We start from the raw sequence: 15,650 nt of genomic DNA, 5'->3' as shown, positions 1-15,650 counted from the left end.
GACTATCCGTAATGCGGACTAAAATCATTTCGAATACAATTTTCGTCGTTTGTACATTTATAAAGAAAATATTAGCCCACAGATGATTGTACAGATTATACCGATTTACACGGATTTTTTTACTCGGTGAATCAAACTGTTATTTAAATCTGTGCAAAATCCGTACAATCCGTACAATCATCTGTGCGCCATATTTTATCCTTTGGAACATATTGCGGACTGTCATAAAAAAAATTTAATCTAATTTATTCCGATGTTACTATTTCATGCTCATCTTCAACTTCCCATTGTCCTACAACTGATGTAGCTAATGCATTCCCTAAAACATTAGTTGCACTACGAAACATATCACAAAAATGATCTATTGGTAAAATTAAAGCGATTCCTTCAATTGGAATATCAAACATACCACATGTTGCCGCTACCACTACTAAACTCGCTCTTGGTACACCTGCAATTCCTTTACTGGTTAGCATCAAAACTAAAAGCATCGTCATTTGTGTTCCCAAATCCAAATCAATTCCATACGCTTGAGCAATAAAAATACTGGCAAAAGTCATATACATCATACTCCCATCTAAATTAAAAGAATAACCCAGTGGTAACATGAAAGAAACAATTCTATCTTTTACTCCAAAACGTTCCAATTCTTCTGTAAGCTTAGGAAAAACGGCTTCGCTACTTGTTGTTCCAAAAGCAATGATTATAGGACCTAGAATTCTTTTAAGTAAAACGGTCATTCTACTTTTAAGAAAAATATACCCAATAAGGATTAACACAACCCAAATTGATGAAATTCCAATTAAGAAAGAGCCAAAAAATTTAAAGTATGTGATTGCTAATTCCTGAAAGTCCCTTACTGCAAATACACCCGCAATGGCTCCAAAAACACCTATTGGGGCAAATTTCATTACATAGTTCACCATTTTTAAAACAATATGGGAAGTTTTGTCTAAAGCATTTACAACTGGTTTCACATAGTCCCCTAAAGCTGCTGCCGCTAAGCCGAAGAAAATAGAAAAAATAACAATTTGTAAAATTTCATTTGTTGCCATTGCCTCAAAAATACTTTTTGGCACAATGTGTTCTATAAAGTTTTCGAAAGATATGCTTTGAGTTTTTGCGGTCACTTCTGATGCAGCAGCTAAATCAACATTTGTCAAATTAAGTCCAACACCTGGCTCAAGTATGTTTACAAAAAACATCCCCAATAACAAGGATATAAATGAGGCTGTAAAAAACCAAGCTAATGCTTTACCACCTATTCTACCTACCGCTTTGATATCTCCTAATTTAGCTATTCCAACAACTAGAGTTGTGAATACTAATGGAGAAATTATCATTTGAACCAATCGAATGAAAACTGTAGCCAGCATTTTTATTTTACCGCTAAAGGATTGGGCAGCTTCTGCTGAAATTAAATTATGAATAATAATTCCTAAAACAGCACCTAAGAACATTGCTATTAGAATTTGCCCTGTAAGGCCTGAGAAAAATGATGGTTTCTTTGTTGTGGTTGTAGTCATTAAATTAGCATATTAATTTCAAGGTTATGGCTCAGGATTTAGCTCGTCAAAATACTGAGTATGCAATTCTATTTTATATAGGTTTTATTGATTAAATAAAAATCAGCTAGAACAATTGCCGCCATAGCCTCTACAATAGGAACTGCGCGGGGAACTACGCAAGGATCATGACGACCTTTTCCTGTCATTTCAGTGATATTTCCTTTATTGTCCAGTGATTCTTGTTTTTGCATAATGGTTGCCACTGGCTTGAAAGCCACACGGAAATAGATGTCCATTCCGTTGCTTATTCCACCTTGAATTCCACCTGAAAGATTGGTTTTAGTTGTTCCATCAGGGTTGTATAAATCATTGTGTTCACTTCCTTTCATTTTGGCTCCACAAAAACCGCTTCCAAATTCAAATCCTTTTACGGCATTTATAGAAAGCATTGCTTTACCAAGTTCAGCATGAAGTTTGTCAAAAACAGGTTCTCCTAAACCAATAGGCACATTTTGAATCACGCAAGTTACGGTTCCTCCCACGGTATCGCCTTGTTTGCGAATATCACGAATATATTCCTCCATGATTATAGCTGATGCTTCATCAGGACAGCGAACGGGGTTGCTTTCCGTTTTAGAGAAATCTAATTCTTGGTATGGTTTTTCTAAAAAAATAGGACCTACAGAAGAAACGTAAGCATTGATTTTGATTTCCGGTAACATTTGTTTTGCTATAGCTCCCGCAACTACTCTACTAGCAGTTTCACGAGCAGAACTACGTCCACCGCCACGATAATCACGCACTCCATATTTTTTTTCATATACATAATCAGCATGACTTGGTCTGTAATTATCTTTTATATGGGAATAATCATCTGATTTTTGATTGGTATTAGGAATTATGAAACCTATAGGTGTTCCTGTGGTTTTGCCTTCAAAAATTCCTGATAGAAATTGTACGTCATCCGGTTCTTTTCTTTGGGTAACAATTGCCGATTGACCTGGTTTTCTTCTTGACATTTCTAATTGAATTGCTTCTAGATCTATTGTTATTCCAGAAGGGCAACCATCGATTATTCCACCTAAAGCTTCCCCATGTGATTCTCCAAAAGTTGTTATTCTAAATAGTGTTCCGTAGCTATTTCCTGCCATTATATTAAGTTTTGAACAAAAGTACTATTTTAGTTCAACGTTTAAAACTTTATCCCGAGATTTCAAGATAAAGTTTTAAAAAAAATGTGGATTTATTGCCATTGGATTAACATTAAATACCTTTTCTTAACCTTTAATCTAAAAGGTTATTACATTAATTTATTAAACTTGAATTATAATCTATTGAAAAAATAAAAGTCAAATTAGTCGTTATATAATAAGCACGTTAAGGGATTTATAAAATTGGGTTAAGAACTTAACTACATAGAATGAAATAAAAAAGAGCTGAAAATTATAAAATTACTCGGATACGTAGAAGAAAACCCTTTTGAAATAGTGGACATATTGAACAATCAATTGGTTGCTTTAACAATTTTTCTAAACAAAATGTTTTAATTTGATTTTCGTTATTAAAATCTTAAAAATTGCAAAAAGTGTAAATTATATAACTTTTCTGTAAAATTTTATAAACTTCATATGTAACTTAAGTATACCTTTGTGTCAACAAATACTTACTTATGAAAAAAATTATTTTATCGGCAATAATGTTAATTGGATTAGCATTTACCGCACAAGCACAAGACATATCGAAAAATGCATTGGGATTACGTTTAGGAGGTAATAATGGTTTTGGTGGAGAACTTTCTTACCAAAGAGCATTAGGAAGCAACAATAGACTTGAACTTGATTTAGGTTGGAGAAACAGAAGTAACTACAACAATAGTGGTTTTGATGACAATGCAGTAAAATTAGCAGCTTTGTACCAATGGGTATGGAACATTGATGGTGGTTTCAACTGGTATGCTGGTGTAGGTGGTGGTGTAGGAAGCTACAATTACGATGACAATGACAACAATTCATTTAATGAAACGTTTGTATTTGCTGCTGGAGATATTGGTATTGAATACAATTTTGACATTCCTTTGTTAATTTCATTAGATTTCAGACCTGAGTTTGGAGGAAATGGATATTACGAAAACAATTATGGTTCTGATATTGCTTTAGGTCTTAGATACCAATTCTAATATTTACCCAAATAAATATACTTAAAACGCCACTAGAAATAGTGGCGTTTTTTTATTTAATAATAATCTCTTTTTTAGAGTTTATTCTGACTACACAAAAAGGATTTGTAAAAGCTTGTGTAACCATTCCGCCAGGTTCAGGATTAGTTTCTTTTACAGTAACAATAATATTTTTATCTGTTTCAACTGCATTATCAATTCCTATAGAATAGCCTCCAGATGTTTTTTCGCCCATATTTAAAACAATGAAATTAGAAGTCTGAATATCATTTGGACTAATTTTATCTTTTAGATTTTCGTCATTTTGCAACATTTTAATTTCATTTGGCTCTGAAAGAATCTCAAAAAAGCGAATGCTTGCTCCTCCATCAGTTTGTTGGGTCAAAACTTCAAACAAGGGTCTTTTATCAGTGCTTTTTGTAGTAGAAGCTCCACAGGAAACCAATAATATACCAAAAAATAACAGTGGTAATTTTTTCATTTTATTTTTTGATTTTTATACATTAAATTAAGAGTCCATTTAAAAAAGTAACCTTATGCATATTTATTTATCGCTTTTTGATATAATTTCTCATACAAAGGCAAAATGTTTTTAATGTCAAATTTCTTTGCAACTGATAGTGCATTTTCTTTGAATTTAGCAAGAGTTGTATCATCTCTTAAAATTTTTAGTGCATTCTGAGCCATTTCATCTGTATTGCCCACATCACTCAAATATCCTGAAATACCCTCAAAATTCACTTCTGATAAGCCTCCCGAATTACTCGAAATTACCGGTACTCGCCAAGCCATGGCTTCTAGTGCAGCAAGCCCGAAACTTTCGGTTTCAGAGGGCAACAAGAATAAATCAGTATAGCTTAAAATTTTATCAATTTCATTACTATTACCAAAGAATATCACTTTGTCCACTATGCCTAATTCCTGACATAAATATTCCGCTTTTTCTTTTTCCGGACCGTCACCTACCATCATCAATTTAGCGGGGATCTCTTTTTGAATATTATAGAAAATTTTAATCACATCAGGAATTCGTTTTACTTTTCTAAAATTACTTATATGAGTTATTATTCGCTCATTTTCCTTTGCCATTATGGAACGATGACAAGCAATAGTAGGATCATTAACATTTTTATCTAATTCAATAAAATTAGGAATGACCTCAATTTCATTTTTTATATTAAATAATTTAAGGGTATCATCTTTCAAACTTTGGGAAACCGAAGTAACAAAATCAGATTTATTTATACTGAAAGTTACAGCAGGTTTATAAAATGGATGATTCCCAACAAGGGTGATATCAGTTCCGTGAAGCGTTGTTACCATTGGAATATTAATTCCTTCATCCTTCAACATTTGTTTTGCCATATAGCCTGCATAAGCATGCGGAATGGCATAATGCACATGGAGTAATTCTATTTTATATAACTTTACCATATCAACCAATTTACTTGACAAAGCCAATTCGTAAGGTTGGTAATGAAATAATGGATATTCAGGAACATTAACTTCGTGGTAATGTACATTTGGATTTAAAAGAGCCAAACGTACGGGCTGACTGTAGGTTATAAAATGTATTTCATGACCACGTCGTGCCAATTCAAGACCTAATTCTGTAGCGACAACACCACTTCCTCCGAAGGTAGGATAACAAACTATTGCAATTTTCATGTATGTATTTTAATGAAACGAAATTAATAAAAATAGGAATGGGTTTTATGGAAATTTAAGTTAAATAGTTTCAAACTTAAAATTTCATCCGTTGAATTCTTACGGCATTTAAAATCGCTAATAACGCTACGCCAACATCGGCAAAAACGGCTTCCCACATCGTGGCTAATCCACCGGCGCCCATAACTAAAACAATGACTTTAACCGAAAATGCTAAACCAATATTTTGCCAAACAATTTGTTTTGTTTTCTTTCCAATATTTATCGCTGTAAAAATCTTAGTTGGCTGGTCATTTTGAATTACGACATCTGCAGTTTCAATGGTTGCATCACTTCCTAAACCGCCCATTGCTATTCCTACATCGGCCGAAGCGATTACTGGTGCATCATTTACGCCATCGCCAACAAATATTATTTTTAAATTCTGTTCTTTTAGTTCTGAGACTTTTTGAACTTTATCTTCCGGTAATAAACCACCAAAAGCCTGATCAATATTTAACTCTTTCGCAACAAGTGAGACTATCGCCTGATTATCTCCAGAAAGCATTACGGTTTTGATATTTAATTTATGTAAGCTCTGAATTGCTTCTTTTGCATCTTCTTTAATTTCATCGGCAATAACAAAATAACCAACATATTTTTGATTGATGGCAACTACTATAATTGTAAATGGTATCGTGTCAATTTCAGTATTATAACTAATGTTGAATTTTTTCATCAATTTGGCACTTCCAACCAAAATTTCCTTTCCATCAACAAGCCCTTTCATTCCATGACCGGCAATTTCTTTTACCTCAGTAACTGTAGTATCTTTCACAATATTCTTAGCATATTCAATTATTGCTGAACCAACGGGATGTGTCGATTTGGTTTCAATTGTGGCAGTATATTTTACTAAATCAGCTTCAGAAATTCCTACGGCTACAACTTTTTGAACCTTAAAAACACCCTTAGTTAATGTTCCTGTTTTATCCATAACCACAACTTGGATTGTTGCCAAAATATCTAGAAAAGTAGAGCCTTTAATTAAAATTCCGTTTTTACTGGCTGCGCCAATTCCACCAAAATAACCTAATGGAATAGAGATTACCAACGCACAAGGACAGGAAATTACTAAGAAAATTAATGCCCTGTACAACCAATCTTTGAAAACATAATCAGCTACAAATAGTAATGGAATTAAACAAATTCCGATAGCCAGAAACACAACTATTGGAGTATAAATTTTGGCGAATTTTCTAATAAACAATTCGGTAGTTGCTTTTTTAGCTGTGGCTTCCTGAACCATTTCAAGAATTCTGGACAATTTACTATCCGTAAAAACAGCAGTAACTTCGACTTGAGCAACAGCGTTGAGATTGATCATTCCGGCAAGAACCATTTCACCTATTCGTTTCGTATCTGGTTTACTTTCCCCTGTCAATGCCGCTGTGTTGAAAGTGGCATAATCTGAAAGCAATTTCCCATCCAAGGCTAATTTTTCACCCTGTTTTAACTGAATGATTTCACCAATGCCAATATCCGACGCTTTTTTCGAAATGGTTTCAAAGCCTTCAACAACATTTGCTGAATCAGGTCTTTGATCCAATAATGATTTGATACTTGATTTGGCTCTCTTCACCGCTAACATCTGGAATAATTCTCCAATAGAATAAAATAACATTACAGCAACGCCCTCCGCATATTGACCAATCCCAAATGCACCAATTGTAGCAATACCCATTAGAAAAAATTCCGAAAAAATATCGCCCTTGCGTATACTTTCAAAAGCTTCTTTCAATACGGGCAAACCCACAGGAATATAAGCAACAATATACCAGACAATTCGAATCCAACCGCTAAACCAGGATTGAGGAAAAAAATTATCAAATAGTAACGCAATTAGCAATACTACTAAACTTATTATTGAAGGTACAAACATTCCAAAAACACTTTGGCTATAGTTTGAATGGTCATGATCGTGTCCGTCATCAGAGTGATTTTCCGGCTCGCCATGAGAAGAACAACATCCCACATCATCGTCTGTTTTAGTATCCGTTTTTTCGTCTAAAGCACAGCACGATTGTTTGCCGCCAGCTTCGTCTTTATGTTTGTGTATCATTTTAAATAATTTTATTCTTAATACTTACTAATGATAATATTCAGACATTTTATTGTGTAATTAAATATTTTTATTTTCTACTTTTATTTTTTTTAAATGATAATATTAACTTACTACTACTTGTCTTTTTCAGATCTTTTTTTTATTAATCCATTTATTCATTTTATAACTAAGATAAGCTGAACCACTGCCAATAATTGCTCCTGCTAAAACGTCACTTGGATAGTGGACACCCAAATGCATCCTTGAATATCCTACTGCTCCTGCCCATACGAAAGATGGTGCAATAACATACCATTTGGGATATACTATGCTCAATGATGTTGCTGTTGCAAAAGCTAAAGAAGTATGACCTGAAGGAAATGAATCACCCAGTGACGTTGTTGCTTTGTCAATATCTTGATAGGTTTCAAATGGTCTGTTCCTTTTTATAGTATGTTTCAATGCAATGGTAACAAATGCATTCACTAAAAATGTTTCACCAATAAAAATCGCCTGTTTTTTGATTGTACTATCTTTCTTTATTAATCCAACGGAGTAAATAATAAGGGGAGTTGCAACACTGAATGGAACCGCACTATTAGTTACTAACTTAAAAGTGGGACCTAAGTTTTTATTTCTATCTACATTAATATCCCGTAAAGTATTTATATCAATATTTTGGGCACTTACAAAAGTCATGCAAAAAAGCAACACAATTAAATTCACTTTTGCAAAAACCTTCTTTTTATTTTTCATTAAACTCTTTTTATATCAAATATAATATAATATAATACACGGTAAAATTTGGAACTAAATACTTCAAATAAAATTCACAAAAGCCATTTTAATAGAAATAGTCCAAATGAAATTGTTTCCTAATTCCATTTGGACTATAGCCTAATTATTCCGTCAAAATTGCGCTAGTTTACAATCGCTTCATAAATCACCTTCTGGATATCTTCACGAATGTTTTCTTTAGATAATCTATTTTCGGCAGCAATTGGAAAAGTTCTGTTGGATAAAAATACATAGACGATTTTAGTTTCAGGATCAGCCCAAGCCATCGTTCCTGTATAACCGGTGTGCCCAAAACTTGTCATCGAAGCACAACCGCATGTAGGTCCTTCAATACCCAATTGTGGTTTATCAAAACCAACACCTCTCCTATTCCCTGCAGCACAAAAATAACACGTATTGAAATCTTCAAATGTTTTTTCAGAAAAATACCGCTGATTACCGTAACTTCCTTTTTGCAAATAAAGCTCCATTATTTTAGCCACATCCATGGCATTCGAAAAAACTCCGGCATGACCCGAAACTCCACCTTCTAATGCAGCCGACAAATCATTGACATAACCTTGCAAAAGTTGACGACGGAAATACGTATCTGTTTCTGTTGGAGGAATTCTGTTTTTATCAAATTTAGCTAATGGATTGAAACTGGAATTATTCATTCCGAGTGAGCGATAGAAATTCTCTTGAATTAAAACATCTAATGTTTTACCCGTCGTTTTTTCTAAATAATCTTTCAAAATCATAAAAGTAAGATCACTGTATTTGTATTCTTTTTTCAATGATACTTTACTTTTAACAATCATTTTCATAATCGTGTCGCTAAAATCATTTCTTATAAAAAGACTATCTCCCAATTGCTTAGAAAACTGACTATCAGGAATCTTTCTAAAATAAGTTTCAGAAGATTTCGATTTGTCAATGGCTGCTTTATAAAATGGAATCCCTGCAGCAAGCCCGGCATAATGAGACAATAAATCCTTGAAATTGATATTTTGCTTATTCGAATCTTTAAAAATAGGGCACATAGATCCTAATGTCGTTTCTAAATTTATTTTCTGCTGATCGTATTGCAGCATCACATTAGGTAAAGTAGCCAAAATTTTTGTCAACGATGCAACATCATAAATATCTGAATTTTGAACCTTCAAAGTTTTATCATAGGTATGATGTCCAAACGATTTTTGATAGATCACTTTCCCGTTTCTCGCTACCAAAACCTGAATTCCCGGTGTCATTTTAGCATTAATCGCTTTATTGGCGATGCCATCAATTTTTGACAAAATTGCAGAATTCATTCCTACATTTTCAGGAGTTGTGAATCCTAATCGATTTAATTTTTCGGTTACTAATCCATCATTTACTTTGAAACTTGAATTGATAGAAACCGGTAATTTTCCTTTAGCTTCAATCGCTCCAAAAATTAATTCTGCCGAAACGACTTGTGCAATAGCACTATTTTGATAGGAAACGACCAATCCTTCGATAGCATCAAAATTTGCAAAAGGTAATAATGAATATGGTTTGGCAAAAACATCCAGAATTACATTATTATTTTTGGCTAAAAAATTTATCTTAAATAATTCATTTGATTTTAAATCCTCGTTTTTAAAAGCAACATCCGATTTGTGGTATCCAATGATTACAGTTGTAAACGGTTGTAATTTTACTTGTAAACTATCCAGATTAGTATCTGCAATTACAGTTACTTCGGTGTATTTCTTCAAAGTCGAAACAAAAGCATCATTGTTATCATCTCCTATTTTTACGTAAGCTATTTTTTGTTTGTCCAAACTTTTTATTGGTAAAACAGAAGCCGTATTTTTTAGAACTGTAACTGCATTTTCATACAATTCATACTGTAAAGCATCATTTTCAGATGAATTTAAATCGTTATATAAATTATCTGTTGCAATAGGTTTATAAGAGTTTAAACCCGCTTTATATTTGAATTTTAATATTTTCTTTACAGAAAAAGCCAATCTTTCGGCTGAAAATAAATTAGCCGAATAAGCAAGTTTAAATTTTTCAATTGCTATCGGAACATTTTCAGGAAATAATAATACATCATTTCCAGCCATAAAAGCTTCAAAATTAATTTCGCTAGGCAACTTGAAGTTACTTACACTTTTCATATTCAAAGCATCGGTAAAAATAAGTCCTTTGAATCCCAATTCTTTTTGAAGAATATTGGTTACCACATTATAGGAAATTGAAGAAGGAAAATTAGGCCTTATCTCTAAACTAGGTACATTTAAATGTGCCACCATAACTGAGGAAAGTCCTTCGTGAAACATTTTTTTATAGGGGTAAAACTCTACTTGTTCTAATCTTTCCTTAGAAAAATTAATCGTTGGCAATCCCTTATGAGAATCAATTTCAGTATCGCCATGCCCCGGAAAATGCTTACCAGTCGAAAATATTCCCTGGCTTTGAACTCCTTTCATTAGAGCTATAGCTCGCTCAGTAACCTTGAATTTATCTTCACCAAAAGAACGAAAACCTATAATGGGATTTCTGGGATTCGTATTGATATCGAGAACTGGAGCAAAATTAAATTGTAATCCCAATCGCTTGCTTTGTTTGCCCATTTGGACACCAACTTTCTCTAACAATTTCATGTCCTGAATGGCTCCAAGAGTCATATTCCATGGATATCTAGAGGTCGAATCAAGTCGCATATTCAAACCCCATTCCGCATCATTACCAATAAACAATGGGATTTTTGATTTAGATTGAAAACGATTAGTAAGTTTTACTTGACGAACCGGACCTCCTTGGAAGAAAATTAATCCTCCAATTTTGTTTTCCTGTATCAGTTTATCAATTGCGTTGAAGTGTACGGTATCTTTATTAGAATAAGCGGCAACCATAAATAACTGCCCTAATTTTTCCTCTAAAGTCATAGCATTATAGAGACTATCGACCCACTTATTACCTTCGGGTGACAATTCAAAAAGTTTTGGTGTATTACTTGAATTTATACTGTCCAAATTTTCTGTTTTGGACGGAACGTTGGTTAAAATTACTTTATTCTTATTAATTTTTGTACCAACACAACTAGTAGCAACAAAAAGAAATAAGACATAAAAAAAAACGATTTTGATGCCTATTTTTTTCATTGAACTATTTTGTTTAAAAAAAGCGACTATGCCAGCTGTCCATGGCAGGAACTTCCCAGGATTCATTATATTCTTCTATAGTATTAACTAAATTATTGAAAACTATAGTATTTTCAGTAACTGCTTTATCTTTTACCATCTTTTTGAAATCAATAAGAGGCTTGTGCGCAATATGCTCCCCTAATTTGAAAGTCACATTCATTTTATCCAATAAATCTACACTGTATTTTTGTTCTAAACTTTGAATAAATTCTACAGAGGAATCTATAGAACAACCCGTTGCAGCCTGAACATCTTGATTTACAGCGATAATAATAAATCGGTTGTATTTTAATTGGTAGGACGATTCTAAACTGGTACCATGAGCCGCCCAAGCCTCAAGAAAAGATTGCAAGGCAGTTTCAATTTCGGAAAATTCGGCATCCGAAAACTTTCTGTTCGATTGATAAATCCAGATTTTGGATTCTTCGGGTAAATTTTCAAATGGAACGTACATGATATTTAATTATAAATTGTGAATTTTAAATAAAAAAGTAATAAATATTGAATCAATACTTTATTACAAATCTTGGGCATTGGCAATCAATTCGGCAATGTCCATTACTTTTACTTCGCCTTCTTTTTCTTTATTTTTAATACCATCAGTCATCATAGTATTACAAAAAGGGCAACCAGCAGCGATTATTTCTGGTTTTGTTTCTAATGCTTCTTCAGTTCTTTCAATATTGACTTCCTTGTTTCCAGGCTCGGCATCTTTAAACATTTGGGCACCACCAGCACCACAACATAATCCGTTTGCTTTAGAACGTTTCATTTCTACTAATTCGGCATCCAATTTAAGAATCAAATCTCTTGGCGCTTCATATACATTATTGGCTCTTCCTAAATAGCAAGGATCATGAAAAGTAATTCGTTTTCCTTTAAATTGTCCTCCTTCAATGGTCAATCTTCCATCATCCAACAAAGATTTTAAAAACTCTGTATGATGAACTACTTCATATTTTCCACCTAATTCAGGATACTCATTTTTGAGCGTATTAAAACAATGCGGACAAGCCGTAACAATTTTTTTTGCTTCATATGCATTTAAAACCTCAATATTCATCATGGCTTGCATTTGAAACAAGAACTCATTACCCGCTCTTTTGGCTGGATCGCCAGTACAACTTTCTTCTGTACCAAGCACTGCAAAAGAGACATTTGTACGATTTAAAATTCGTACAAATGCCTTGGTAATTTTTTTTGCTCTATCATCAAAACTTCCTGCACAACCTACCCAAAACAAAACTTCTGGTTGTTTACCTTGAGCTAACATTTCGGCCATAGTTGGCACTATCAAACTTTCTGACATATATTTTTGTTTAAAGTTTAAAGTTCAAAGTTTCAAGTTTTAAAATCTGAAATCTGAAATCTAACATCTGTGATCTATTCGTGTTGACCGTCGTCAAAAACTTGAATAGTAACCTCTTTATCAACCAAATCAGTAAATTTTCCTCTGTAACGAGTTGCTTTTACTAAATGGTTATCAATCCAATGGTAGTTTCCTCCTCTTGGTTTTCCCATTACCATTCCATGATATTTGAATCCAAATCTATTCAGCCATTCTTCAGTAACTTCTCTATGAGCTTCTGTTCTTGAAGTAAAAAAGAAAATAATATGACCTTCATCATACCATTTATTCAATGTAATTAATGCGTCAGGATATACTTCGGCAGTTGCCATTCTTTCTGGTTCTTCATTAGGAATATCATCACAAATTGTACCATCAATATCAATCAAATAATTTTTTACACCCTCTGGAAGTATTGGACTTATATGTTGTCCATTTTCTGTTGCTTCGACTAATTTTTTGTCTAAATCTTCTGTGTTCATCTTACGTTTTTTTCTAATTTATCTTTGTCTAAAAAATGATAAAAAAACTCCTAACCGCTTTATAGAAGCCTATTTATTTTAATCTAGACGTAATAAATAGCGTCTACTCGTTTTTCCAATTCAATCGGTCTTGCTGATTGTATTGCCAAGGTGCCCCGTTATTTTCTATATTGCTCATCATCGCATTTATTGGCATTGGAGCCGCACTTTGCTCCATTACTAAATAGCGTCGCATATCCATAATAATAGATAGAGGACTTATATTTACCGGACATTCCTCTACACATGCATTACAGGAAGTGCAAGCCCAAAGCTCTTCTGGTGTAATATAATCGTTCAATAATGATTTATTATCTGGTACAAAAATACCTTTATTGGCATCAATATTTCGTCCTACTTCTTCCAGTCTATCTCTTGTATCCATCATTATTTTACGAGGGGACAATTTTTTCCCTGTTATATTGGCAGGACAAGAAGAGGTACAACGACCACATTCAGTACAGGTATAAGCGTTCAATAATTGTACCCAATTTAAATCCTGAACATCACTTGCTCCAAACTTACCTGGTACTTCGTTTTCGTTAACTGGTGCTGCCGCAAATGGATCAGCGTTAGGATCCATCATCATTTTCACTTCTTTAGTAACTGATTCCAGATTATCAAATTGACCTTGTGGGTTTAAATTTGCAAAATAGGTATTAGGAAATGCCAATAATATATGTAAGTGTTTTGAAAAATACAGATAGTTCATAAAAATCAAAATACCCGTAATATGCAACCACCAAAATATTTCTGTAAGAAGCATCACTAATTCATTTGACATTCCGTTAAACAATGGTTCTATAAATTGACTTATTGGAAATGAACCTGCTTTGATAAAATGAGAAAAGCCACCGGGTATGTTTTGTAAGTGCAAATCGGAAGCATTCATTAATAAAAACAATACCATCAAAACAACTTCAAAATAAAGAATATAATTAGCATCCCTTTCTGGAGAACCTTTCAAATCCGTACTTGAAAATCGTTGCAATTTGATTATATTTCTTCTAATCCAAAAAGTAAAAACAGCTACTAAAACTAAAAGTGCCAATATTTCAAATGAGGCAATTAATACATTATATAAAGTCCCTAAAAAAGCAAAAACTCTATGAGTACCAAAAAGACCATCAATAATTATTTCCAACAACTCAATATTGATGATTACAAAACCTACATAAACAATAATATGAAGCACACCTGCAACAGGTTTTTTTACCATTTTAGATTGACCAAGTGCAATCATAGCCATGTTTTCCCAACGTGCTTTAGCGTTGTCTTTTCGGTTTATGGCTGCACCAAGATTTATATTTCGAATGATTTTTTTCACATTAATATAAAAATAACCAAACCCAATAGCTAATAATATGGCAAACAATATATTGTCTAAATAGCTCATTTTGTTAGTTTTTTTCTTTTATTATAGAATCATTTATCGGTGCAACATAAGGTTTATTTTTCTTTCCAAATAAAGAAACATTAACATACCTTGTTGGAGACAATCTTATATCTTGCAATAATAATTCTAATTCTCTGGTTGTTGCTTTTATATTTTCATAAAAAGCCTCATCGTTTAATAATTTACCCATAGAACCTTTTCCTGATTCCAAACCACTCATAATACCATCAACTCTAGCTAACGTTTTATTTAGATTTTTTACAGTTTTTCCTAGATCTGCTTTGCTCAATGAATCAGATATTTTAGAAAAGTCACCTGATATTTTATTAAAGTTCGTTACAGCTCCTTCTATTTTAGCTTTATTATCATCTAATAATGTATTAACACTTACGGTAGCTTTGTGAAATTGCTCAATAGTCTTACTTAACTCGGCTAAACTAACCTTCAAATTTTCTTGCCCGTTTTTATCCAAAACATTGTTAATACCTGATAATAGTTTATCTGTGTTAGCCATTATCTTTTCTAATTTTTCCTGAAGAGGAGCTAATTTATCCCCAACTTTATCAGTAAGTCCTAATTTTGTGGTTCCCTGTAATTTTTGACCATCAACAGCTAGGGTTTTATCATTAAAATTCGGATTGATTGCAATTTGTTTTCCACCAATAAATCCAGGCTCATAAATAGAAGCGGTACTGGATTTAGATATAGGGAAATCCGTTTTTAATTGTAATTCAACCAATAATATTCCTGTATTTTCATTTATTGTAATACTGTTTACTTTACCTATAACCAAGCCGTTTAGTGTTACAGGTGCCGATGTAGCTAATCCTTCTACACTTTCATATTCTACATAAAATGTTTTGTAATTTGTAAAAAGATCCCTTCCTTTTAAAAAACTGTAGCCCCAAATGAATAATAAAATAGATGCAATGACTAATATAGCAGTTTTAATTTCTCTTGTTATTTTCAAAATATAAATGTTTGTGCAAAATTA

Annotated in this window: 13 protein-coding genes; 1 reads left to right on the top strand and 12 read right to left on the bottom strand. The window is 32.9% G+C overall.

Going from position 1 to position 15,650, the window contains the following annotated elements; all coding sequences use genetic code 11:
• Positions 1–245: 245 nt before the first annotated feature.
• The gene (locus FNW38_RS09755; protein WP_143387849.1) at positions 246–1,526 is read right to left on the bottom strand and encodes a dicarboxylate/amino acid:cation symporter; all 1,281 of its coding nucleotides are present in this window, start codon (positions 1,524–1,526) and stop codon (positions 246–248) included.
• A 68-nt stretch (positions 1,527–1,594) separates the two neighbouring features.
• The gene (gene aroC / locus FNW38_RS09750; protein ID WP_143387848.1) at positions 1,595–2,659 is read right to left on the bottom strand and encodes a chorismate synthase; all 1,065 of its coding nucleotides are present in this window, start codon (positions 2,657–2,659) and stop codon (positions 1,595–1,597) included.
• 518 nt (positions 2,660–3,177) lie between these two features.
• Here aroC and FNW38_RS09745 point away from each other — a divergent pair.
• Positions 3,178–3,684, top strand: a complete 507-nt coding sequence (locus FNW38_RS09745) for a porin family protein (protein WP_143387847.1) — start codon at positions 3,178–3,180, stop codon at positions 3,682–3,684.
• 52 nt (positions 3,685–3,736) lie between these two features.
• Here FNW38_RS09745 and FNW38_RS09740 read toward each other — a convergent pair whose 3' ends face one another.
• The 10 genes from FNW38_RS09740 to FNW38_RS09695 all read right to left on the bottom strand — a co-directional run bounded on the left by FNW38_RS09740 (position 3,737) and on the right by FNW38_RS09695 (position 15,626).
• Positions 3,737–4,165, bottom strand: coding sequence for a protease complex subunit PrcB family protein (locus FNW38_RS09740; protein ID WP_143387846.1), 429 nt, complete (start codon positions 4,163–4,165; stop codon positions 3,737–3,739).
• Between the two features lie 53 nt (positions 4,166–4,218).
• Positions 4,219–5,352 (bottom strand): N-acetyl-alpha-D-glucosaminyl L-malate synthase BshA, encoded by a 1,134-nt coding sequence (gene bshA, locus FNW38_RS09735; RefSeq protein WP_143387845.1) that lies wholly within the window; start codon positions 5,350–5,352, stop codon positions 4,219–4,221.
• A gap of 76 nt (positions 5,353–5,428) precedes the next feature.
• Positions 5,429–7,453 (bottom strand): heavy metal translocating P-type ATPase, encoded by a 2,025-nt coding sequence (locus FNW38_RS09730; RefSeq protein WP_143387844.1) that lies wholly within the window; start codon positions 7,451–7,453, stop codon positions 5,429–5,431.
• A gap of 129 nt (positions 7,454–7,582) precedes the next feature.
• The gene (locus FNW38_RS09725) at positions 7,583–8,191 is read right to left on the bottom strand and encodes a phosphatase PAP2 family protein (protein ID WP_143387843.1); all 609 of its coding nucleotides are present in this window, start codon (positions 8,189–8,191) and stop codon (positions 7,583–7,585) included.
• A gap of 164 nt (positions 8,192–8,355) precedes the next feature.
• Entirely contained in the window at positions 8,356–11,349 is a 2,994-nt protein-coding gene (locus tag FNW38_RS09720) for a glycoside hydrolase family 3 N-terminal domain-containing protein (RefSeq protein WP_143387842.1), read from the bottom strand.
• 13 nt (positions 11,350–11,362) lie between these two features.
• Entirely contained in the window at positions 11,363–11,845 is a 483-nt protein-coding gene (locus tag FNW38_RS09715; RefSeq protein WP_143387841.1) for an ABC transporter ATPase, read from the bottom strand.
• A gap of 63 nt (positions 11,846–11,908) precedes the next feature.
• Positions 11,909–12,700, bottom strand: coding sequence for a (Fe-S)-binding protein (locus tag FNW38_RS09710; protein WP_143387840.1), 792 nt, complete (start codon positions 12,698–12,700; stop codon positions 11,909–11,911).
• A gap of 74 nt (positions 12,701–12,774) precedes the next feature.
• Positions 12,775–13,221, bottom strand: a complete 447-nt coding sequence (locus FNW38_RS09705) for an LNS2 domain-containing protein (protein WP_143387839.1) — start codon at positions 13,219–13,221, stop codon at positions 12,775–12,777.
• Positions 13,222–13,324: 103 nt separating this feature from the next.
• Entirely contained in the window at positions 13,325–14,656 is a 1,332-nt protein-coding gene (locus FNW38_RS09700) for a (Fe-S)-binding protein (protein WP_143387838.1), read from the bottom strand.
• Between the two features lie 4 nt (positions 14,657–14,660).
• Positions 14,661–15,626, bottom strand: coding sequence for an MlaD family protein (locus tag FNW38_RS09695; RefSeq protein WP_143387837.1), 966 nt, complete (start codon positions 15,624–15,626; stop codon positions 14,661–14,663).
• Between the last annotated feature and the right edge of the window lie 24 nt (positions 15,627–15,650).

Source organism: Flavobacterium gawalongense (assembly GCF_007097265.1).
GTDB lineage: Bacteria > Bacteroidota > Bacteroidia > Flavobacteriales > Flavobacteriaceae > Flavobacterium > Flavobacterium gawalongense.
Note: the sequence above shows the minus strand (reverse complement) of the source record. Positions and strands in the feature narration are given on the sequence as shown.